Here is a 22,136-nt window from a genome sequence, read left to right on the forward strand (position 1 = left end):
GCGATTTTAAAAGTAAATTTTGGAGTTAGTCAAATTTAGACTTGGCAATCAAAGTGGGAAGTATATCAAATCTGTTTCGAAATACCCTTGTAAAATAGGTGGGACTATTAAAACCCGAATCATACGCAACTTCTGAAACCGTCTTATCACCAGTTTTTAGGACTCTAGTCGCATGTACCAAACGTAATTCAGATAGTAATTTAGTAGGCGGCACTCCAAATAAAGAGGAAATTTTTCTATAGGCTTGGGACTTGCTAAGACCTAGTTGTCTGTTAAGTGCATCACTGTTAAAAGCGGAATTATTAAGGTTTCTTAGGAGTATTTTATCTAATTTTTGGATTTCGATGTATGAGCTTTGGTCAATAACAGTAATTCCAGTTGTATCTAATTTGGAAATATCTTTACTTCTGAAAGCAGCGAGTTTTGTTTCCAAATCCATACACATTCCCAGTGGGAAACCAAGTCTGGCCATGACCGCTACTTTCGTGTTGGTTTCTTCGAACAAATCTGTGCTATGCTCGTCAACTGGTCGCCCAGTGGCCAAAGCAATACTATATATCATTTTACCCTCTAAAGTCTCGAAGTATTTGGCTATCTCCGTGGAACAAACTACTGCATCAGAAGCATCAACAAAAGAAGCCATGAACTTTTCGCTAGGAACCTTGACAACATTTCCCCGATACTTCTTAATGGAATCTGAAATCTTCGTGGCCATCAATGCTTTGATTTCCGTTAATTCCATGAAATCTACCAACATAATTGTCCGAAAGCCGCTATCTATTTCTCCTGATAAGGTCAAAGCCAAATCCTGTTCGTTTTGATCACCCTCCCCCATATATGGAATAAATTCATTCTGATGCGATACCTCGATGACGTTGCATGCCCCAATGCCATGAGCCTCTTTATGACTCTCGACACATGCCTCTTTATTAGGACTTTCCATTAAACAAAAGGCGGTCTTATGATGAAGATTCAGATAGTACCTCTTGTATATCAAGCCATGTTTATTTTGAACTGCGACATCCTTCAAATGTGCTCGATACATATCTTCTTCTGTAAAAGCTTCCGAATCGATTTTGTGAAAGTCCATAAACAATGGCATACGCTATTAATTTAAGAAAGATTCATTTTAGATTTAAATAATAGTAAACCGGTAACCACTAATATACGACTTTTGTCAAAGTATTTTTATTGAAAAAAAATGAGATTTTGATACGCTGGGTAAAAACGTAGAGTACTAGAAATCTCCTAAATAATCTTACCGAAAAGACATCTTTGATTTGATATAAATTGAACCAAAGAAGAGTACTTTAAAACGGCCCGTTTTATTGATTGGTCAAATTGCAAAGAAAACATATTGCTTTCCAGTTCCAATTGTCGCCCCTGCTGAATTCATTTAAGTATTCCTTTTGGTAGTTTCATTAATACATCTTTTACGAAACTAGTAGTATGGATATCAGACGCTAAAAAACGCTTTACAAAAGTCAACTTTTGTAAAGCGTTTGAATTTATTGAAGTCTTTTCAGGGGGATTAACAGTATTCCTAAAACCATTTCCGAAAGGCATATGCATTAAACCCTGATGTTGCCATTTTCAGCTTACTTATCTAGAGGCATCAAAGGTAAAAGTATCCCAACTTTTTCCTTCGGTATCGATCATTTCGAAAGTAACTTTTTCTCCCTTAACCTTTACGGAAACAACAAAGTACATCGCTTCATTAAATCGTACTTCTTCCCCTTTTGAAGAATGAAATAAGAATTCTTCATCATTTTCTACCGTTCGACCATAATACGCATCTCCGGGGATAGCATCGCCCGCTCTTTTCAGCTGATAAATATTCGCTCCTGCCCCAGCAGATACAATATAATTAACGCCATCACGAATGGTTCTATAATATAAGTGATCATGGCCAGAAAACACAGCAGTAACATTATATTTACTAAACAATTCGGTAACCGGGGTGCTCTTTCCCTCTACATCGGAATAGCTCTTGTTTCCGACGGTATAGTAAGGTCGGTGTTTGAAAACAAATATCAATTTTCCCTTAGCATCTTTTAACTCATTTTCCAACCAATCCATTCGCTCCTTGCTTTCGGTAGCCTTGATCCAATCCATTGCAATAAACTTGGCATTCCCATAAGTAAAGCTGTACAAAGGATCTTTTAGACCAAAGAAATCACCGAAATTATGTACTCCCGAAACGTAATTGTCTTCAGAGGGTTGATCTTTCGGCCCTGAAACCTCATGATTGCCCAAAGTCGGCCAGGTGGGATATTTTCTGAAAAACCAACCCGATTCTTCATCCAATTTTTTATAAAGTTCTTGTCCAATTCCACCAGCTCCCTTATTAACAAAATCAGCCGTAGTAATAGAGAATTGTGGATTCAGCATATCGGCCCTCTTTAGCACGTCATGCATATGTATACTACCTTTTGAATCGCCAAATACCAAGAAATGCATTGGCTTTTTTAATTTTACCGTGCCGTCACTTTTCTTTACTTCATATTGCTCTTTAAGTTTTTCCATACCAGGCCTCGGGTCATAGGGCGCTTTATTGGTAATACTACTTATCGTTGTACTTTCAACAGCACTGACTGATTGGTCTTGGGTGATTTTTGTTGATTCGCACGAATTCAAGGCCGTTAAAACGACAAATGCAACAACTAATTTAAATTTCATTTGGATATAATTAATTGATTAAATACTGATTTATACTGTTTCTTTATTGCCCAATTTTAGGCGTTCATTTTCCCATCCATGGTCGATATATTCCCACGAAAAGTCATCACCTGCTACCCTGATTTTCATAAAGCCTTCTTTGGTATTGTGTCTTCGGCCTTTCCAGCCATTTCCTGCAATAGAACCTCCGGTAAGAAATTGGAACCTGTCATTTACAAATCCATATTCTTTCCAATGGATATGCCCCTGCAATACCAATTTTAAATTGTAACCTTCCAACATCTTAAAAACTTCAAAGCCGTTGCTTACCGTGCGGCTTCCTTCACTCCCATTTAACTGGGCATAGGTGCACATCATGGGAATATGGGTAGTTATTACTATGGGTGTTGACTTATCGACCGTGTTAAGATCTTCCGCCAACCACTGTAATTGCTCTTTATGAAAAGCACCTTTGTAACGCTTGTTCTCCGTTACATCCAACGAATTCAAAGTGATAAAATGCCATCCCTTATGGTCAAACGAATAGTAGGTATCCCCGAAATGTCTTTCCCACATGCCATATTTGTAATCGGGGTGGTTTTCATCTTCTGGACTTTCTTCGTAAATACCGAACAGATCATGGTTTCCGATACAATTATAAACCGGCATTTCAAACCCCTTGCACATATCTTTGTACAAGTTAAACAACGATTCACTCTTTTCATAATTACCCCGCATAACATCATAAACAAGGTCGCCTCCAGTGATTACAAAATCGGGGTTCAGCTCATTCACTTTATTTATGGCCATTTGAAAACCTTTTGGGGCATTCATCTCTGGTTTGATATGAATGTCGGTTAAAAAAGCAAACTCAAAAGCATTTTCGTTTGATTCTTCTTCGGATTTTTTTGCGGTTTGCTGACAAGAAATCGGCAAAAAGGGAACCGAGGCTACAGCTAACCCCGAGCGAAGCAAGAACTTTCTCCGATCCAAACTTTTGTCTTTAGTTTTTTTCATAATCTATTGTTCTTTTTGTGTGATATCGTCCCTTATAATCCAAATCTCCGATACCTGAGACCCTCGTTCCCCTTCCCCACAAGTCCATTCTAATTTAAGATCACCATCTTTAATGGCATCTTCTGGAATTTTGAATTCATAAATAGGCTGAACTCCTGTCTTTATAAAATCATGTACTAGAATATCATCGGCGGTCATTTTAATTCGCGAACGGAAACGCCCGGTATATGCCACACGAATCTTGTAAGAACTTTTTGGATCTAAATTATTATAAACGATTTCGAGTGGTTGGTCATAAAGTGTTGTCACTTGATTCATCCACGCAAGTGGGGTAGATTGCCCCTCAAAACCCTTCGCCGTTACTTCATGAACCCACTCCTCCCCTTTCAGACCGACACCAAAACCAGTACGGGGCGATACTAAGTCTCCCGGGTCTAGTTCCCGCGAAACATGGGAAACTACCCGTTCCCAACTCCTAAGGGAACCAAAATTGTCATAAAATCCACCAGGTCCTGGGTTGTTCCGCTCCAGCATTTTATCAATTTCTTCAAGGCGAACCTCTTCATTTTCTCTTTTTTCAATGCTGCCCAGTTGATCCAGGAGCCACATGGCATCATTTAACGGCACGTCAATATTATCTATAAAATTACCGCGCCCTGCCGCCGCAAAATGCTTCTCAATTGTTAATTGAGCCCCAATACTATTGAACAAGGCATCGGCCAGTTCGAGACAGCGTTCTTTCCATTGCACCATGACCGGTACTTCCCAGGCATTGGATAATGTTTCCCTTGCTTTTTTAATGGCAATTTTCGAACCTTCTTTTGATGCCAATATCAGCTGCTGACGGGCCATCTGCTCCAATTCGGTTTCATAGATCAATCTACGATATTGATACGCATCGAAATAAGCCCTAATCAATCCCATCTGAAAACGAAAATTCAACAAAACTTCGGGGGTAGCTTTCTTTTCCAACTCTTGCCACTGTTGTAATGTACGAACCACACTTTCATTAGTGAGCAAGGGCCCTTCCAAATTTTTCTCTAAAGCAATTAACCCTTGGGCTACCCCTTCGGTATATTCGTTGCCTACAAAAAAGCGGGCATAATCTCGAAGCGCATCAATTACTGGCGAATTGGGGTCCCAATCTTGGGCGGTCCATATCATTTTGTTGACATCGTCGTTGGTACCTTCCGAATAGCTTATACTTCCTTGGGCATAATCGTCAATGGCATTATGTATCATCTTTTCATCGGTCGGGCGCGGATTTATACACTCGCGTCCCAAAGTTATAGCATAGGCCAGATCCCATTTCGGAATTGGATATTGGCTGCTTAAACTATGTGTTATATCAGGATATCTTCTAATTGGGATTCCGGTATTAATTCGCTTTCTAATTTCTTGAATAGGAGTTTTGATCCAGGGGCCGAAAACAATACCCCCAAACCAAGAATATTCTTTATTGACATGGCCATAAAAAGCATCGAACCATGCCTTGGTCGGCCTAAAAGCCTGTGGGGAAACCCAGATTTTCGCATTTGGATGGTATTTATTGAGAACTTCAGCCTCCTGCGCAAGCCAATTAAATAAGACATCCGGTTCTAAATCCCCAGGATCACCACCTGGAACGAAAAGGGCATCTAAACGGGGTAATGCCTTAAAAATCTTGTGACGCTCTTCAATTTCAAGCTTTACGGAATCAGAATTCTCATAATCTTTCCCCAAATTGGGATACCACATCCAAACATCCATACCATAGCTGTCACAAATTTTGGACTGCTCTTCAATCATTTCAATCACTGGAACCTGCATATGAACACTAGTGAAATCATCATCGGTTCGGGGAGGCATAATCTCTATACTATTGGCCCCAAAAATGGCAAGGTCTCGAATATAGCTGTCGAATTGACTAGCGGACCATGCATCGTAAGAATTGGTCTTGGGCCGATACCCCAATTGGTGCCCTCTAATCGGGTATTTGGGTGACGAGGAAATCTGAATATCCACTGGTACTAAAATCTCACCAGCACCCATTTCCATTTTACGCAACAAGTTTCCGATGCCATAAAGTACTCCCCTTGGATCATTTCCAACAACCAAAACCGTTTTTGACTTCGGTAATACAGCAATTTTATATCCCTCCACCTGTGTTGCGGGCAATGTTTCTAAAACTTCCTGATATTCTTGGGGGAATTTATCCAATTGTCCTTTTAAACCAATGACTATCGTGGGTTGAGACTCCGTTGGCCACTTCCTTTGTACCCGAAGTTGAATATGCGTTCTTTTAACAACTTCCTCATGAAGCACCGATATCGATTTCAAAACAAGGGGGTTCTTTTTCTCAAAACAGACAATCTTTGATGTGCTCATATCCATTGTCTGAGAATTCATGGTATTTGGCATCATACCTCCCACCAAAATGCAGAACAGTATCAGACTAAAAAGGTTGGTTCTCTCACTCATAAATGAAAAAAAATATTTTCGTCAAACATCTTGTAATGGTTGTTTAAATGGTCAAATCAGAGTGATCGGCCGGTTTTCTATAATCTCCGACGCTGCTCTTTATCGTATTCATATCCTCTTTCAATTTCTGGGCAAAAAGGAACATATCGGAACTGTGCAATACAATATTCGCGCCTTCCTGCATCCATTTCACCTGTCGGTCAGGATTGGATGGAAAATGTATTCCAGCAGCTAAGCCTTTACTTCTTGCCTTGCGAATAATTTCTTTTACCGCTCTCTCAAAGTCGGGATGCTCGTATTGCTCTGGTAGTCCCATATTGATTGAAAGGTCATGCGGCCCAATAATGACACCATCTAAACCAGGGACATTCATTAAGACATCAAGATTAGCAATGGCAACGGTGCTTTCTATGTTTATCAAACACAAGCTACCTTCATTATATGTATTGAGGTAAGCACTAAGTTCAGGTTCCAATTCTTCAGTACCACTCAGTATATTCTGTAATCGTGCTCCCTTTAATGGTCGGTATTTAGTAGCTCCAACCAAGTCCTTTACTTGTTCTTCTTCCTCGATGTAAGGCCCGAGTACCCCAACGGCGCCAGCATCTTTGGCCATACAGGCCAAATAAGGATTTGGACTAGGTATTCGAACTATCGGCGAAATGCCCATCGCCGCATAAACTTGACAAAGAAAGGTCAGTTCCGTTCTATCCATAGGAATGTGTTCCGTATCGATAAAGACAAAATCTAGCCCTGCCCCCTTTACCGCTTTTGACCAAATGGGTGAAGTAGACAATATACAGGTACCATATATATTTTCATTTTTCCTTAATTTCTGAAGTATCGTATCTGCCATTTATCTGATTTTCGAAAAGGTTAGGGACGCACATTGCCACAGCTAAGCATTCACTACATTTATTGGGGCATTGTTCAAAAAAGCTTCAAGATTCTCAATGGCGGTGCCCATCAATCTGGCCCTTGATTCTTTAGGTGCCCACGCGATATGGGGCGTAATTATGCAATTATCAGCATTTAATAACACATTATTCTTATCAATAGGTTCTCTTGATGCGACATCGATGGCCGCGTAAGCTACTTTTCCCGTATCCAATGCAGCTTTCAAATCTTTCTCGACTACAAGTTGTCCCCTAGAAGTATTTATGACCATCACCCCATCTTTCATTTTAGAGATGTTTTGGGTATTGATAATACCTTTGGTCTCCTCTGTCAATGGGCAGTGAAGACTTATCACATCGGATACTGCGAGCAGCTCGTCTAATTCTGTGTATCGCATTGTGGAAGTTTCTAGTTCTGGTTTGCTGCGACTACCCGAAGCTAAAATGGTCATCCCGAAAGCTTCGGCCAGTTTAGCCGTAGCTTGACCGATGCTTCCAAAGCCTATAATTCCCAAAGTTTTGCCCGCTAACTCGATTAACGGAAAGTTCCAAAAACAAAAATCCTTGCTTGTCGCCCATTCACCTCGTTTTACGGCACGATTGTGTTCGCCGACATGATGGCACATTTCAAGCAGTAGCGCCATGGTCATTTGGGCAACGGCGGTCGTACCGTAAGTTGGAACGTTGGTGACGACGATACCCAAATCTTGGGCCGCCTGTACATCGACGACGTTAAAACCAGTGGCCAATACTCCTATATATTTTACCGATGGAGTCTCTCTAAGCACTTCTTTGGGTAAAGGTGTCTTGTTCGTAAATATAATTTCGGCATCGGCTATGGCCTCAATAATTTTTTCATTGGTATATTCAGTTCTATCATAAACTGTAAAATCTCCTAAACTTTCCAATTTTCCCCAACTCAAATCTCCCGGGTTGAGGGTAAATCCGTCAAGAACTACTATTTTCATTTTTATTTAATTTTTTCACTAGCGTTTCGAATATGCTATCAAAACTGTTTCATTAAAAGGGCTCTTTACAAATATAGGGTTTAAGACATTCCTTTTGTTTCCGCTATTTTATCTCATTTACATGATATATTAACTTTTGAATTTAGAAGACTAGTATATATTTGTAATCCAAGGCAATATTCTTTAACATTTAGAAAATGTCAAAAGTTAACAAAGCTTACCATATTTGAAAACAATAAATAAAAATCCATGAAATATTCCCTTAAACCAATTTACACATTGACCTTGATTTTGGTTGTTGTTTTTTATCAAATCGGTTATTCCCAGACCAAAGAACCGGTTGACTATGTCGACCCTTTTATTGGTACTGATTTTTTCGGACATACCTTTCCAGGGGCTTCACTTCCCAATGCATTGGTGCATTTGAGTCCTGATATTAATACCGAAGGTTGGACTTATTGTGCGGGTTACATTTATTCTGAAAGCTCCCTTATGGGCTTCAGCCATACGCATTGGAGCGGGGTCGGCATGGTCAATGGAGGTGAGATTTTGTTGATGCCCACCACTAGTACCAAATTACATATAGCACCAGGTTCTTTGGAAAATCCTGATGCGGGATACCGTTCTCGGTTCGACCATGAAGATGAGAAAGCTTCTCCTGGTTACTATTCCGTAAAACTTAAGGATTATGATGTTACAGCAGAGTTAACGGCAACACAAAGAGCCGGATTTCATCGCTATACTTTTCCAAAATCGATGAATTCGCGTATTATTTTGGATGTAGGGCATCAAATTGGCGATATGACCAAAGGTGAATTTTCTGAACTAAAAATAATTGACAATAATCGGATTGAAGGTGCAAAAGCCGCAGGACTTGGAAAAGTCTATTTCGTAGCCGAATTCAGTAAGCCTTTTCTATATTACGGCACCTTTGATGCCAGTTATAAAACTCCTGAATCCGATGGTAGCATTTTTCCCTACAAGAATGCCGAAGTTGGTGATAAAATCGGAGCCTTTGTACAATACCACACAGAGGAAAACGAACAAGTGTTGGTCAAGGTCGGTATTTCGTATACCAGTATCGAGGGAGCTCGAAAAAATCTACACCAAGAAATACCGGATTGGGATTTTGACAACGTAAAGGAAAATGCAAAGAAAATCTGGAACAAGGAACTTTCTAAAATAACGGTCAACGATGCCACCGAAGATCAAAAACAAATATTTACTACGGCCCTTTACCGGTCGCTTCTCTCGCAGTATATCTCGCAAGACGTCGATGGCAAATATTTCGGTTCTGACGGAAAAGTACATGAAGCGAATGGTTTTGATTTCTATGGTTCATTTTCTTGTTGGGATACCTATAGAACGCAACACCCGTTGATGACGCTGATTTCACCCGAACATGTCAACGATTATATTAAATCGATTGCTGCCAAGGTGGAAAACTACGGCTGGTTACCTGCACAGCATTTTCTAAATGTCTACGGTGAATCAATGGTCGGTGACCACTTGATACCGGTTATAGTAGATGCATATATGAAGGGCTATCGTGATTTCGACATTAACCTTTTATACAAAGCCATGCGAAAAAAGGCATTGGAACTTCCCAAAGACCCCATTCCGCACGAAGCGGGCAGATCGGGCTTAACATCCTATCTTGAAAAGGGATATGCCCCTATCGACAAAGTTACCGAGGCCGTACCGAATACCCTTGAGTTGGCATACGATGATTGGTGTATCGCCCAATTGGCTAAAGAACTGGGGAAGACCAAAGACTACGAACTATTTACCAAACGGGCGTACAATTACAAAAACGTATGGGATTCTAAAACCCAGTTCATGAGACCAAAAAAATATGACGGTCAATTTTTACCTGAACTCGGTGATAACGAACAAGAAATCGTCAAAGTGGGAGACCACAGCTATTACAAGTATTTTGATCCCCTATTGGTAGGGCGCCGCCCCAATCGTCACTATACCGAATCAAACGCTTGGCAGTATGTTTGGTCGGTACAACACGACCCCCAGGGGCTCATCGATCTCTTCGGTAGCAAAAAACAATTTATTGACAAACTCGATACTTTTTTCGAAATGAGTCCAGTAATATCTCCCCCAAAATATGTGGGTGTAGTCGGTACCATAGGCCAATATGTGCAAGGTAACCAACCGTCCCATCACGTAGCCTACCTATATAACTATGCGGGCCAACCCTGGAAAACACAGTTTAGGGCTAGGCAGGTCGCTGAGGAAATGTACAGAATAGGCCCGGGAGGACTCCCTGGCAATGATGATATGGGCTCCCTCTCTTCATGGTATATATTGAGTTCAATGGGAATTTATCCCATGGCACCAGGAAGTACGACTTATACCATTGGCAGTCCACTTTTCGGAGAAATAACGCTAAAACTTGAAAAAAATAAAACGTTTACTATTCGTGCGGTTAATAATTCAAAGGAAAACAAATACATTCAATCGGCAACACTGAACGGAAAAACTTTCAACAGGACTTGGATAACCCATGAGGAAATCACCAAAGGAGGTACTTTGCAATTTAAAATGGGTCCTCGACCAAATACGAAATGGGGAGTTTCCAATGTGCCACCTTCCCTAACAGAAAAATAACATATTTCAATTATTCTAACACTTTATTGTACAATTATGCCATCGGAGCATTTTTTGGGTAAAATACCGTGCAAACCATATAATATATAGGAAGTGAAAAAAGTCAAAAAAAGGTTAATTTGTAAAAGGGGTTTTTAGGCTATGTTCTTGAAATGGTTTATTCAACTCATCATCAAACCATCTAAATTTTGACGATTCTATGAGAAAAGTAAATCAGTATTACATTTGGGTAATTTCATTGCTAGTTTTATCGTGTGGCAGTCCTAAAAATGAAAAAGAAGTCGTTTCTGCAATGCCCGTTTATAAAGATGTACCCTATATACAAAATTATAGTATAAAGTATAATGCTCAAGATATGGAACTTTCTGAAGTCCATATGGATAGAAATGGCGTTATTCAGGTACTCTCCTCCAAAGGTGTGCTACGCACCCATGACGGCCAATTTTTATACCCAGGTATATTGATGAAAGACAAAACTTATCGGCCGATTACGGATAAAAACATAAGTGGCTTTACCTTGTACCAAAATCAATTTGTTTATTTAGATGACAAAGCCGTTTTAAGCAATGCTTGGGCAGGTAGTCTTTATCTTTCCCATGACCTCCCCGAAGCTAAAATTTTAGCAGCAGGTGATGATTTCGATTTCTTGATCAGTGATGGTAAGGCCTTACAATTCCTCTCAAAGGATAAAGCACCTTGGAAAGAAGAAATCGATGATCAGGTATTGGAAATAAAGTACAATTCCGCAAAAAAGACATTTTGGATTTTGGGAACACAAAGCATTTCGAGCTTTGACGCTACTACCAACACCTTAAAGACAACACAACAAGAGCAGAATTTAACCTCTTTTGCCCTAATTGACGACAAATTGATTGTTGGCACATCAGATGGCTATTTTGAAATAGATTCTAGAACTAGCAAGAAAATTGGGGAAACTCAAAAGAAACTACCTGCCAACGAAATAACATCGATTGCGGCCATAGATGGTCAACTTTGGTTCGGTTCTTCCGAGGGCGCCTTCAAAATGCGCGATGATGGTAAATTCGATTACTACTACGGAAAACGTTGGTTACCCGGCAACGTCGTAAAGCATATTTCACAAGGAACAAATGGGTCCGTTTTGGTATTAACAGATGCCGGTCTCGGCCAAATCGTATTCGAAGAAATGACTCTTTTTGATAAGGCTCAATACTATGAATCACAAGTAAGAAACCGACATATTCGTCTAGGGTTCAATGCTAATTTAGTCGATTTAGACCATGGAAATATTGATTCGGGTCGACTTTCAGATTCCGATAATGATGGCTTATGGACAACCATGTACCTTGCAGCAGAAGTTTTTCGTTATTCGGTTACCAAATCGGCAGTTGCCCTCCAAAACTGTCGTGAAGCAATGGATGCCATGGAAAGGTTGTTCAGTATAAATCCCGTACCGGGGTTTCCCTCCCGTTCCTTCGAGCGTAGTGGTTATATTGAGAAATTGCACGACCCAGACAGGTGGCAACACTCCAACGATCCCGAGTGGGATTGGAAATCGACTACCAGTAGCGATGAGGCCATCGGTCATATTTTTGCTTATGGCGTTATGGCTGAATTGATGGATAATGATCTAAAAGATCGCGCAATAACCCTAATCGATACCTTGATGAGCCATGTGGTCCGCAATGATTTATATATGGTCGATTTTGATGGAAAACCCACTACTTGGGGCAAATGGAACCCTGAATATGTAAATGCGAGACCAAAAATGGTGGGCGATCGAAAAATTAACTCTTCCAATATTATTGGCATGTTACAAACAGCCTATCATTTCACAGGAAAGGAAAAGTATAAAGAAAAGGCCTTCGACCTGATGGATAACCATGGCTATCTCGAAAACCTCATGTGGCCGATGAAAGATGTAGCTCCCGCCCCAGACGATGCAGACGATTGGAGCAAGATGCTATCTGAATCGTGGAACCATTCCGATGATGAAATGTATTTTGTAGGATATTGGGGATTATACAGATATGCTTTTAACGACACCCTTAAAACAAAATTTAAAGAATCCATTCTCGATCATTGGGAAATTGAACGACCTGAAAAAGAAGGTGCTTGGAACATTATGACGGCATTGACCGGTACTTCGGAATTTGATCTTGGGGAGGCCGTATGGTACCTCAAAGAACATCCTTTAGATATGGTTTCATGGGATATTAAGAACAGCCACCGAAAAGACCTAGAATTCATTGCTCCCAACTTTAGGGAACAAACCACTAAAGAAGTACTTCCTCCCGACGAAAGAAGGGTACAGCGTCATAATGGCAATATGTTTCAGTTGGATAAAATTGGAAATGATGGCGGTGAAGAATTTTCGGCCGGCGATATTTGGCTTCTCCCCTATTGGATGGGCCGCTACTTAGGTGTCATCAGTGAACCCCAACCATTGAAGTAACCGTCACAGATTTCCTTAAAGAAAGTAACCATTCAATTCGATACCCTATGCGAGCCCTTTTACTGATTTTAATAGCGTTTTTACAATACTCTTTTATATCTACCGGGGAAAAAGACAAGTTCCGACAAGATGTTTCGGTAATTCATAGTAGTGACCAGGGGCTCCCTCAAGGCGCCATTGATAGAATACAACTTTCTAACAATGTACCGTTGGCAACTGCCTCTGGAAAGGCCTACCAATGGAACGGAAAGCAATGGGCACAGTCAAAAAATTCCTCAAATCTACCGTCAGTATCTCAATTCAAAAAGTTGCCTGAAGGTGCTGGAAAAGTGCTCTCCGAAGTAACCTTTAAAGACAAAATCTATATTGGTTGTGAAAACGGTCTGTACGTCAAAGACAAAAAAAGCAAATGGAAGCAGGTATTACCTTTTGATGAAAATTATAGTTGGGCGTTAAAAAAAGTCGCCGCCCTAGTGGTAGATTCAAGCGGTAATCTATGGTTTGGGTCTAAAGAAGGTATCGGAAAAAACAGTAATGGAACCTGGCAGCTATACACCGGTAAAGAAGGCGTACCCTACACCAAGTTTACCTGTGCTTCAGCAGGACCTGGAGGTGAGGTGTGGTTCGGCACCGAAAATGGGGCAATAAGGGCTGAGAATGATTATTTCTACTATCGTTCTACACGGCGTTGGCTACCTGACAACCGCGTAAACGATATCGCTATAGACAAAGATGGTTCCGCTTGGATAGCAACGGATAAAGGCATTGGTCAAATTCTCTCAAAAGAAATGACCTATGAGGAAAAGGCAGCCTATTTTACCCAACAGACCGAAGAAAGACATAATAGAATGGGGTTCATTTGTCAGAATCAGCTTAGTGAGCAATTTAATATAGATAGCTATGAACTAGCGATTTCTGACAACGACGGGCAATACACCTCAATGTACGGGGCCGCCCAAGCTTTTCGATATGCTATCACAGGAGATAGGGAAGCCAAAGAAATTGCCGATAGAAGTTTTAAGGCCGTGAAATGGTTGGTCGATATTACTCCAGAACCAGGTTTTCCTGCCCGTGTTATCATTCCTGTTGATTGGCATGAACCGGTAAATGAACAATACAGCAAGGAGTACAATAAAAGAAACCAAAAAAATGACCCGTTCTGGAAAGACATCTATCCCCGATTTCCGTTGAGCGAAGACGGTAAATACCGATGGAAATGTGATACCAGCTCCGACGAATTGGCGGGGCATTACTTCTATTATGGCGTCTATTACGACCTTGTCGCTGAAACCGAAGAAGAGAAAAAAGCGGTTAAGCAGGTAGTAGCAGATGTTACCGACCATCTCATTCGCCATAGTTTCAAATTGGTCGACTACGATGGTAAACCCACACGTTGGGGCAGTTTTGACCCCGACTACTTTAACTCCATTTGGGGTTGGGATCAGCGCGGTCTGAATTCGATGATGATGCTCTCCTTTCTTAATGTAGCCAGCCATGTTACCGAAGATCCAAAATATGACGAAGTAGCCAAAATGCTTCGCGACGAGGAAAATTACCATATCAATGCCATGCATCCCAAAGAATTTTTCCCTCCTGAGAATGTTGTGCCGTGGGACAACAATCTAGGATTAATGAGTTTTTACGGGCTTATCAACTATGAAAAAGATCCCGAGCTCCTCATGATGTATCGTCTTTCCTTGGAATATGCCTGGTTAAATATCAGTAAACAAAAGAATGCTTTCTGGGATGGCCTTTACGGAGCACTAGCGAATACCTTTACCAAGAAAGTAAACGAAGGCTATTTTAATACCAGTGAACTGTTCAAAGAGAATCCGTTGTTTGCCCAATCGGTTATTGATCGCTACGGAAAAAGCAGTCTTGATACGAAATATATTAAGGAAACCTTACAGCGTATCCCCCTGGACCTTATCGGATACGAAGTGGACAATACCCATCGTCTTGACGTGATTTTCGACCCAACGCCAGCGCAAGAGGCTGATATGGGGTGGCGTGTAGATACCTATGCCCTTCCTATCGATGAACGCGGGCATGTTCGCTTGGATAGAGATGCCTTTGACCTGCACGATTCAGAAGGAAACGGCTATTCGGAACACGAAGGTACTTTCTATCTTTTACCCTATTACTTCGCTAAATATCATAATTTAATTCCTCATTAGAACATAGCGGAAATATAAATAATAGCGCCCGTCCATTTCTACTTTCAATATAGAAATGGACAGGCGCTTACTTATTGTTGAACATAAGGTTTAAATGTTGGCTTCAACTTGAGCCAATTCATTAGCTCCGGGCTTATACCCATTTACCGCATAGTAAATGATAAATGCGTAGCATAAAAGCGGTAAAATATAAGACAAATGAAGCCCGATTGCCGGCATATCGGCCAAAACTCCTTGCAGCAACGGCAATATAGCTCCACCAACGGGCGCCATAACCAAAATACCGGCCGCTTTGTTCGTATATTTTCCTAGACCGTTAACAGCTAAGGTAAATATGTTGGACCACATTATTGAGTTAAACAGACCAACGGCCAACATCGCCCACATGGCCACATAACCATTTGTGAGGATGGTTACAGCTAGCAATAATACAGAAGCCAAAGCCGAAGTGAACAATACTTTTTGGGAACTGGCCTTTTGTAAAATGGCAGATCCCAGAAAACGACCTATCATCAATCCGGCCCAGTAAATTGGAATATACGTAGCGGCTTTTTTCTCGGCGAAACCAGCAATATTAGCCTCTCCTAAAAAGTTTACTATAAAACTACCAATGGCCACTTCGGCGCCAACATAAAGCATCAAGGCAATGGCCCCCAATCGCAATTGTCGAAATTTCAACACATTTCCCTTCACCTTTACCCCATCGGTTTCCAACACCTTCGGTAGTTTTAAGAAATAGAAAATAACGGCGATTGAAAAGGCGAAAATCGCCAAACCTATATAGGGTATTTCCACAGCGGCCGCAGCCTCTTGCGGCGTATTGTAATGCCCCAATATCAAAAAGCCACCGGCCAAGGGGGCCAGCGTCGTTGCCAAAGAATTGATACCCTGTGCCAAATTCAAACGACTAGAAGCGGTTTCTGGTTTACCTAATATAATTACATAGGGATTGGCCACTACTTGCAGAATTACGCTACCCGTAGCCATTGTAAACAATCCGAATAAAAACAACGGATACGAGACGGACCAAGATGCAGGCAAAAATATGAGTGCCCCCAAACCGATTGTAATCAATCCGGCAGAGATACCCTTTTTATATCCGATACGTTCAACCAGTAAACTCGCCGGAACCGCCATTAAGAAATACGCTCCAAAGAAACAGAACTGTATCAGCATTGTCTCTGTGTAGTTCATCTCGAACAAACCTTTGAAGTGCGGAATCAAAATATCGTTCAGTGAGACGATTGCCCCCCAAATAAAGAATAGTGAGGTCATTAGGGCAAAAGCACCCCTGAAATTCTTGGTTTGTGTTGCGTTTTTCAATAGTATAGATTTAAATTATTAGTATTTACTCGCTTTATTAATTCACTTTACAAGCTAAGAACATCATGGAGCTCTAAGATGAATATTTGCTTATATTCATTATTCTCTTCCCCGTTAATTATTCGCGATGCTGTTGCATTGGGTAGGTCCACATTGTAAGCTAAGCTTTTTCCATCGGGAGATACAACCAAAGCTTCGCGGTTCAAATCATCGGGAGTCAACAAAATCGACTTTCCGAAATCGGCAGAACTACCAATATAACTGGCGTAAACTTTTCCACCGCTAATTGAAAATAACCATTCGTCGGAAGGATGCCAACGAACGTTGCTGGCATCGGTGGCATAGTCAGTTACCTGCATCGGTCTTTTCTTCATATCATCTGACCTATCCGATCCGTCAACATGAATTATAAAAACTTGTGATATGCCCTTTTCATCTTTTGATAAATAAGCAATCTGTTTGCCCGAATAGGATCCTCGTACAATACCTTCATCGCTTGTACTATGGGTCAATCTTCTTATTTCGACACCCTTTGGAGGATTTGGATAAGTATTGGCATCACCGGAATAAGCCGACGTAATTTCTACGGAGCCAGGTATTTCAGCAATGAAAAGTGAAGTTTTATAATCAACCCCGTTTTCGGCGCGTACTTTTCCAATAAAGGCACGTTTTGAACCCATAGAATCAACCCAAGAATCACCGTAGGCCTTTTCAATTTCCCCTGGTTTTGATTCCCCTTTTTTGACAGGTTTCACCAATACCGCAAAATAATGGCTGAATCCTTCCGGAGCACTATTACTAGCTTCCATATAACCTATGGTACGATCATAATCTTGCTGTAAAAAGTCGTCATAGGTAAAACCGATGCGTTCCCCATTTCTAGAATATTCATGTCGATGCGTACCACCTCGCTGTGCTCCCGGAGTTGTTGGCCTATCGGTAGCCACATCCCTTAAATCGGCAATTGAAAACTCTCCATTTCCGTCGGCGCTGACGATTGCCCCATTTCTGTTTCTTATATCATAATATCCCCTTTCATCAACTTCTTCCAATAAAGGACCATGAATAAAAACCACTTTGTTTTCCGTAGGATGGTAAGAAACCGCGGCAACACCAGGCGCCGCATTTTCTCCCGAAATGGATTCTGGTTGCCATAGCACCGTTTCCTCCCCCGTTGCAATGGCTACTTTTTCTACAGACTTGCTGTTGGCTAAATTAGTATTGAACACCATGTAACGCGTATCGTAACACAAAAAGCGTCCATCTGGGGAAAAATTATCATTGTTATCCAAAGCATGGGTCTTTGCATTGAAGGTAATTTGTTTTTCGGTCATTATATCGTTTTTAGACGCTACTTGTTCTTTACAACTTATCATGCAAGAAAATACCATGATTAATATGAAACCCGGAATTTTTAAAGTGCGCATTTGTTAAGTTTTTTCTTTAATAGGTATCAGATAAAGTACATATTTTTCAGTATTTCAGAAAAAAGTCTCTTCGACCATAATGCAAAGAGCATGGTATATCGGCAAATGGTATTCTTGAACAGCTGCGGTACTGGTCGCGGGGACACATATTGCCACATCGCATAACGATTTGATCTTGCCTCCCGATTCCCCAAGCAACCCAATTACCTTTATACCCAAAGCTTTTGCCGTAATACAGGCATCTAAGACATTGACAGAATTCCCAGAAGTACTAATGGCCAATAAAACGTCATTCTTTCGACCATAGCCCAACACTTGTTGCGCAAAAATAAAATCACCGCCGATATCATTTGAAATCGCGGAAATCAAACCGCCATGGGCATTCAATGAGATTGCCGCCAATCCTCTTTCTAATTTCGAAGCAAGTATCGCCCCCCTTTCTCCTGAACTTTCAAGAAGATTTTTTTCAAATTCAGCGGTAACTGGGCGTTTTTTAGAAAAGCTTTTCATCAACTCGCCCACAATATGATCCGAATCGGAAGCACTGCCACCATTACCACAGACCAACAACTTACCTTCGTTTTGATAGCATTCAACCAATACTTCACCTGCATTTCTTACAGATTCTTTACAAGTTTCAAGTGGTGGATACCTTTGTATTAAATTTTGGACTATATCTTCTAAGTTCATATTTACTTTCTCATCTTTCACCATAAGGCTGTTCTTGTTGTTTTTTAATTGTACGCTATTTTTTATTTATTGCATGGCTACACCCAACGCTGCATAATCACCAATTTTATCACCTAATTTGGCCGGCAAAATACGACACACTTCAAGCGCTTCGGGAATGGCTTCTTTTTTAAGCACCTCATAGACCAATGGTTTTAATAAGGCTTCGTTTCTGGCGTAAATGCTGCCGATGACAATGCATTCGGGATTCAAAGTATCGATAAGTATGGCCAATGCCTTTCCGAGATATTCAGCAGAAATTTTTACAATTTCCAGAGCCACCTGATCGCCTTGAAGGGCAGCTGTAAATACAGCTTTGGCCGTGATGGCATCGACATCTTCCACTGTTGGACAAAACCCAACAACTATCTTGTTTTTAAGTTTATGTTCGACAGTACTTTTGGCTAGTTTGGCAATGCCTCCCCCACTGCAAAATCCTTCAAACGATCCTGCTTTTCCAAAACCTATGGGTCCATCATCGGCCAAACGAAGATGCCCTACTTCTCCCCCAAGGTCATTGGTTCCTGAGTATATTTTTCCATTCAGGATGAGTCCAGCTCCCATTCCTGTTCCAAAAGTCAAAAAAATCATATTCTCAGTGCCTACTCCGGCACCCATCATCCACTCGGCCAAGGCACAGGCATTGGCATCATTTTGTATAGCTACCGCTATTCCGAATTCTTTCTCTAGGATTTCTACTATTGGAATATCATCCCAACCTGGTAAATTTGGTGGTGATTTTATCAATCCTAGTTTTGAATCAAGCGGACCACCACAGCTTATTCCAATTTTTACCAATTTTTCACGATCATATTTTTCAAAAAGTTGATGAATATGCTGCTTAAATTCATTTAAGATAATTGTCGGGCCCCGCTCCACTTTAGTTTCAAAAAAAACCTTCTCATAGATGTTGAAATCGTCATCACCCAAAACTACGGCGCATTTGGTACCCCCAATATCTAAACCTACATAAAAGGCTGAAGGTTGTTTAGAATGGTTCTGTTTTTTCATTATTTGTTCCGTATTCTTTTCTTTAAACAAATGGGATGTCATGCTTGATCAAAAATAGAAAACCCCCTCCCTATTGTTTTAATATCCACACATCGGTAACCCGTGATTGTTTTCTCCAATTCAAATGTTCTTCATCTGGTTTATCAAAAGTGATCTCTAATTTTCCATCTTGAATAAGGTTTTTTGGAAGTGGAAATTCCTTAAATTGTTCAAATCCTTTTTCATATTTAGTAGGCTTCAATCGTTGACCATTAGCCCGCAAAAGCGCCTCTCCATATCCTGAAACACGAATAAGATAATTTGCATCGGCATCAAGTTCATCATATGACAACGTAGGGGTGAATTGAAACAACTGCGTAGATAGCCGTTTTCTGCTTACTCCGTCATTTTCCCATAAATAATCAATGGCATCATCTGTTTCCGAGGTCACATGTTTGGCATCTGCACTCGAAATATTATCATAAAAACTTCCTTCACCAGGAAACTCATACGTTCTAATAAATTCGAGTCTCTCCAATTTTTCATTTTCGGTAGAGAGCTTTTTGACCTTTTCAAATTCATCTTCTAGCCACCACCTATTATTCAAGGGATAATCTATAAAATCTAGAATGGCACCACGTTCCGCACTTTTGGCCTGGTATTTTGACACACTTGTCTGCGCCCCAATAGAGTGAAAGAGAGCCTCGGCATATTCGAAAACTTTCTGTTTTAAATTTTGGGCGACCAATTCGGTATCGGCTTTTTCTAAATAAACGCGTGCCTCATTTACAGCTTCCTCCGCCCCTAATGTATCGGCATTCGCAAGTATATCGTAGGCTTTCGATTCGAGACCCTTTTCATAGGTAAGCCTTTCTTTGATATAAGCGTCGTAATACGCTCGCATAACCAATTGTTGCCACCTCCAATTATCGGTCAACTCCGGGTGTTGGGCTTCCATCTCTTGCCAAAGGGCCAAAGTTTCTGTTATAACTTTATTACCTAAAGCGGGGCCCACCCAATTTTGTTCCAAAGCAAAAATTCCTTCCACGGATTTTTTAGCAACTTTTGGTCCGAAGAAAAACTGGCAGTATTCAAAAATAATATCGTGTACATCTTGTTTGGAATCCCAGCCCAATTGGCTCCAAACCACTTTATTTACATCATCATGAGAACCGTCGGAATAGGTAATAAAACCATCCGTATAACCAATATCTTTATTAAACAGCTTGGTATATTGAAGCGGTTGCGGATTACATGGTTCACGCCCCAAGGTCAATGCAAATGCCTGATCCCATCGCTCTACAGGATAGTGACACCGTACGGTATGGGTGATATCGGGATAAAAGCGGTGTAAATACTTTTCAGGCAAAAGTTCCCGTTCTAAATCGATGGGTGGACTGCTTGGCCCGTAAACAAGCCCTTTAAGCCAATCTGGATTATTAGCTTTCAGATAGTCGAAAAAATAAGTCACTTTCTCTTCATTGAACCCCTGCAAGGATACCCATATTCCTGCATCGGGATGATATTTTTTTAGTACTACCGACAAATCTTTGAGGTAAGGTATCAATTTGGAGGGATGATTTTCGCCCGGATCACCCCCAGGAACAAACACACCATCCAATCTTGGGCATCGGGCATAGAAAGCCTCTTGTTCTTTCAAACCTTCTTGATGTGCGTTGGGGACGTTTAAATCATGCGGAGCGGGGGTCCACACCCAATAATCGGCATCATACTTTTCACATATTTCACTCAAACGCACTTCCATTTCTTGTGGGTTCACTTTAAAATGAACGCTGGAAGAAGACTCTTGAAAAGGGATGTTTTCAAAACTATTGGCACCAAAAAGTACTTGTTCACGAAAATGTTGATCGAATTGTTCGACTGTCCAAGCATCCCACGAATTCGCCGTATTGCGATACCCAAATTGATGTCCACGCAACGGATATTCGGGAGCTGAAGTTATATCTAAGTTATTGGCAATCTTAATGTGTCCCAATTCCATTTGAGCAATTCGTAACAGTTTACCAATGCCGTAGAGCACCCCTCGGGCGTCCGCGCCAATAATCCATAAAATATCCTTTTTTCCATCTTTTTGATGAACTATGCGATAGCCTTCCTTTTTTATGTGTTTTTTATCGGCATCTTTTGCATAAGGTACCTTTTCTCCAAAGACATCGGCCTCACCTTGTAAGACCAGGGCTATTGTCGTGTTGGAGCCCCAGCCATTTGATTTCTCCAGTTCAATGGTCGTACGTCTTTCTATTTCCTCTGCCAACACATTCCCTGCAGTTTCATGCATGGGACTTTTAATTTCCTTGGAAACCAAAATTGTTGCCTTAGACAGATCTAAACTATCGTTCACTTGATGCGTACACGAGAAGTTCAAGCCCAATAGCAGTAAAAATAATATTACTTTTGACATTGCTTTTTTATTT

At 40.8% G+C, this 22,136-nt stretch carries 14 protein-coding genes; 3 read left to right on the plus strand and 11 right to left on the minus strand.

What is annotated here, in order from left to right:
* Window positions 1-25: 25 nt before the first annotated feature.
* The 6 genes from BLS33_RS08020 to BLS33_RS08045 all read right to left on the minus strand — a co-directional run bounded on the left by BLS33_RS08020 (window position 26) and on the right by BLS33_RS08045 (window position 7,999).
* Window positions 26-1,102, minus strand: a complete 1,077-nt coding sequence (locus BLS33_RS08020) for a nickel-binding protein (RefSeq protein ID WP_089887226.1) — start codon at window positions 1,100-1,102, stop codon at window positions 26-28.
* A gap of 500 nt (window positions 1,103-1,602) precedes the next feature.
* Window positions 1,603-2,679: a metallophosphoesterase family protein gene (locus BLS33_RS08025; RefSeq protein ID WP_089887228.1), complete on the minus strand. Its 1,077-nt coding sequence runs from the start codon at window positions 2,677-2,679 to the stop codon at window positions 1,603-1,605.
* 30 nt (window positions 2,680-2,709) lie between these two features.
* Complete coding sequence (locus BLS33_RS08030; protein ID WP_089887230.1) at window positions 2,710-3,675, minus strand: metallophosphoesterase family protein; 966 nt, start codon at window positions 3,673-3,675, stop codon at window positions 2,710-2,712.
* A 3-nt stretch (window positions 3,676-3,678) separates the two neighbouring features.
* Window positions 3,679-6,135 carry an alpha-glucuronidase family glycosyl hydrolase gene (locus BLS33_RS08035; protein WP_089887232.1) on the minus strand — a complete coding sequence of 819 codons (2,457 nt, stop codon included), beginning with the start codon at window positions 6,133-6,135 and terminating at the stop codon, window positions 3,679-3,681.
* 43 nt (window positions 6,136-6,178) lie between these two features.
* Window positions 6,179-6,991 carry an HpcH/HpaI aldolase family protein gene (locus tag BLS33_RS08040; protein ID WP_089887234.1) on the minus strand — a complete coding sequence of 271 codons (813 nt, stop codon included), beginning with the start codon at window positions 6,989-6,991 and terminating at the stop codon, window positions 6,179-6,181.
* Window positions 6,992-7,033: 42 nt separating this feature from the next.
* On the minus strand, window positions 7,034-7,999 hold the full coding sequence (locus tag BLS33_RS08045) for a D-2-hydroxyacid dehydrogenase (protein WP_089887236.1): 966 nt from the start codon (window positions 7,997-7,999) through the stop codon (window positions 7,034-7,036).
* A gap of 249 nt (window positions 8,000-8,248) precedes the next feature.
* Between BLS33_RS08045 and BLS33_RS08050 the strand changes: the two genes are divergently transcribed.
* From BLS33_RS08050 to BLS33_RS08060, 3 genes are all read left to right on the plus strand, one after another.
* A complete protein-coding gene (locus BLS33_RS08050; RefSeq protein ID WP_089887239.1) occupies window positions 8,249-10,621 on the plus strand; it encodes a GH92 family glycosyl hydrolase in 2,373 nt (790 codons plus the stop codon).
* Window positions 10,622-10,820: 199 nt separating this feature from the next.
* The gene (locus BLS33_RS08055) at window positions 10,821-13,055 is read left to right on the plus strand and encodes a hypothetical protein (protein ID WP_089887241.1); all 2,235 of its coding nucleotides are present in this window, start codon (window positions 10,821-10,823) and stop codon (window positions 13,053-13,055) included.
* 47 nt (window positions 13,056-13,102) lie between these two features.
* A complete protein-coding gene (locus tag BLS33_RS08060; RefSeq protein WP_089887243.1) occupies window positions 13,103-15,232 on the plus strand; it encodes a two-component regulator propeller domain-containing protein in 2,130 nt (709 codons plus the stop codon).
* Between the two features lie 90 nt (window positions 15,233-15,322).
* On the opposite strand, the gene BLS33_RS08065 is transcribed toward BLS33_RS08060, so the two are convergent.
* The 5 genes from BLS33_RS08065 to BLS33_RS08085 all read right to left on the minus strand — a co-directional run bounded on the left by BLS33_RS08065 (window position 15,323) and on the right by BLS33_RS08085 (window position 22,123).
* Entirely contained in the window at window positions 15,323-16,555 is a 1,233-nt protein-coding gene (locus BLS33_RS08065) for a sugar MFS transporter (protein WP_218129545.1), read from the minus strand.
* Window positions 16,556-16,602: 47 nt separating this feature from the next.
* Entirely contained in the window at window positions 16,603-17,889 is a 1,287-nt protein-coding gene (locus BLS33_RS08070; RefSeq protein ID WP_176801356.1) for a DUF3748 domain-containing protein, read from the minus strand.
* Window positions 17,890-18,036: 147 nt separating this feature from the next.
* On the minus strand, window positions 18,037-18,672 hold the full coding sequence (locus tag BLS33_RS08075; protein ID WP_089888131.1) for a D-sedoheptulose-7-phosphate isomerase: 636 nt from the start codon (window positions 18,670-18,672) through the stop codon (window positions 18,037-18,039).
* A gap of 66 nt (window positions 18,673-18,738) precedes the next feature.
* Window positions 18,739-19,722 (minus strand): ROK family protein, encoded by a 984-nt coding sequence (locus tag BLS33_RS08080; RefSeq protein WP_089888134.1) that lies wholly within the window; start codon window positions 19,720-19,722, stop codon window positions 18,739-18,741.
* A 70-nt stretch (window positions 19,723-19,792) separates the two neighbouring features.
* Complete coding sequence (locus BLS33_RS08085; RefSeq protein ID WP_089888136.1) at window positions 19,793-22,123, minus strand: hypothetical protein; 2,331 nt, start codon at window positions 22,121-22,123, stop codon at window positions 19,793-19,795.
* Window positions 22,124-22,136: the final 13 nt, after the last annotated feature.

It is taken from the genome of Kriegella aquimaris (assembly GCF_900103215.1).
Lineage (GTDB): Bacteria > Bacteroidota > Bacteroidia > Flavobacteriales > Flavobacteriaceae > Kriegella > Kriegella aquimaris.

Bases quoted from the DNA above. Each gene is read 5' to 3' on its own strand.
- BLS33_RS08020 (WP_089887226.1), bottom strand. From the start codon at position 1,102: ATGCCATTGTTTATGGACTTTCACAAAATCGATTCGGAAGCTTTTACA.
- BLS33_RS08025 (WP_089887228.1), bottom strand. From the start codon at position 2,679: ATGAAATTTAAATTAGTTGTTGCATTTGTCGTTTTAACGGCCTTGAAT.
- BLS33_RS08030 (WP_089887230.1), bottom strand. From the start codon at position 3,675: ATGAAAAAAACTAAAGACAAAAGTTTGGATCGGAGAAAGTTCTTGCTT.
- BLS33_RS08035 (WP_089887232.1), bottom strand. From the start codon at position 6,135: ATGAGTGAGAGAACCAACCTTTTTAGTCTGATACTGTTCTGCATTTTG.
- BLS33_RS08040 (WP_089887234.1), bottom strand. From the start codon at position 6,991: ATGGCAGATACGATACTTCAGAAATTAAGGAAAAATGAAAATATATAT.
- BLS33_RS08045 (WP_089887236.1), bottom strand. From the start codon at position 7,999: ATGAAAATAGTAGTTCTTGACGGATTTACCCTCAACCCGGGAGATTTG.
- BLS33_RS08050 (WP_089887239.1), top strand. From the start codon at position 8,249: ATGAAATATTCCCTTAAACCAATTTACACATTGACCTTGATTTTGGTT.
- BLS33_RS08055 (WP_089887241.1), top strand. From the start codon at position 10,821: ATGAGAAAAGTAAATCAGTATTACATTTGGGTAATTTCATTGCTAGTT.
- BLS33_RS08060 (WP_089887243.1), top strand. From the start codon at position 13,103: ATGCGAGCCCTTTTACTGATTTTAATAGCGTTTTTACAATACTCTTTT.
- BLS33_RS08070 (WP_176801356.1), bottom strand. From the start codon at position 17,889: ATGACCGAAAAACAAATTACCTTCAATGCAAAGACCCATGCTTTGGAT.
- BLS33_RS08075 (WP_089888131.1), bottom strand. From the start codon at position 18,672: ATGAACTTAGAAGATATAGTCCAAAATTTAATACAAAGGTATCCACCA.
- BLS33_RS08080 (WP_089888134.1), bottom strand. From the start codon at position 19,722: ATGAAAAAACAGAACCATTCTAAACAACCTTCAGCCTTTTATGTAGGT.
- BLS33_RS08085 (WP_089888136.1), bottom strand. From the start codon at position 22,123: ATGTCAAAAGTAATATTATTTTTACTGCTATTGGGCTTGAACTTCTCG.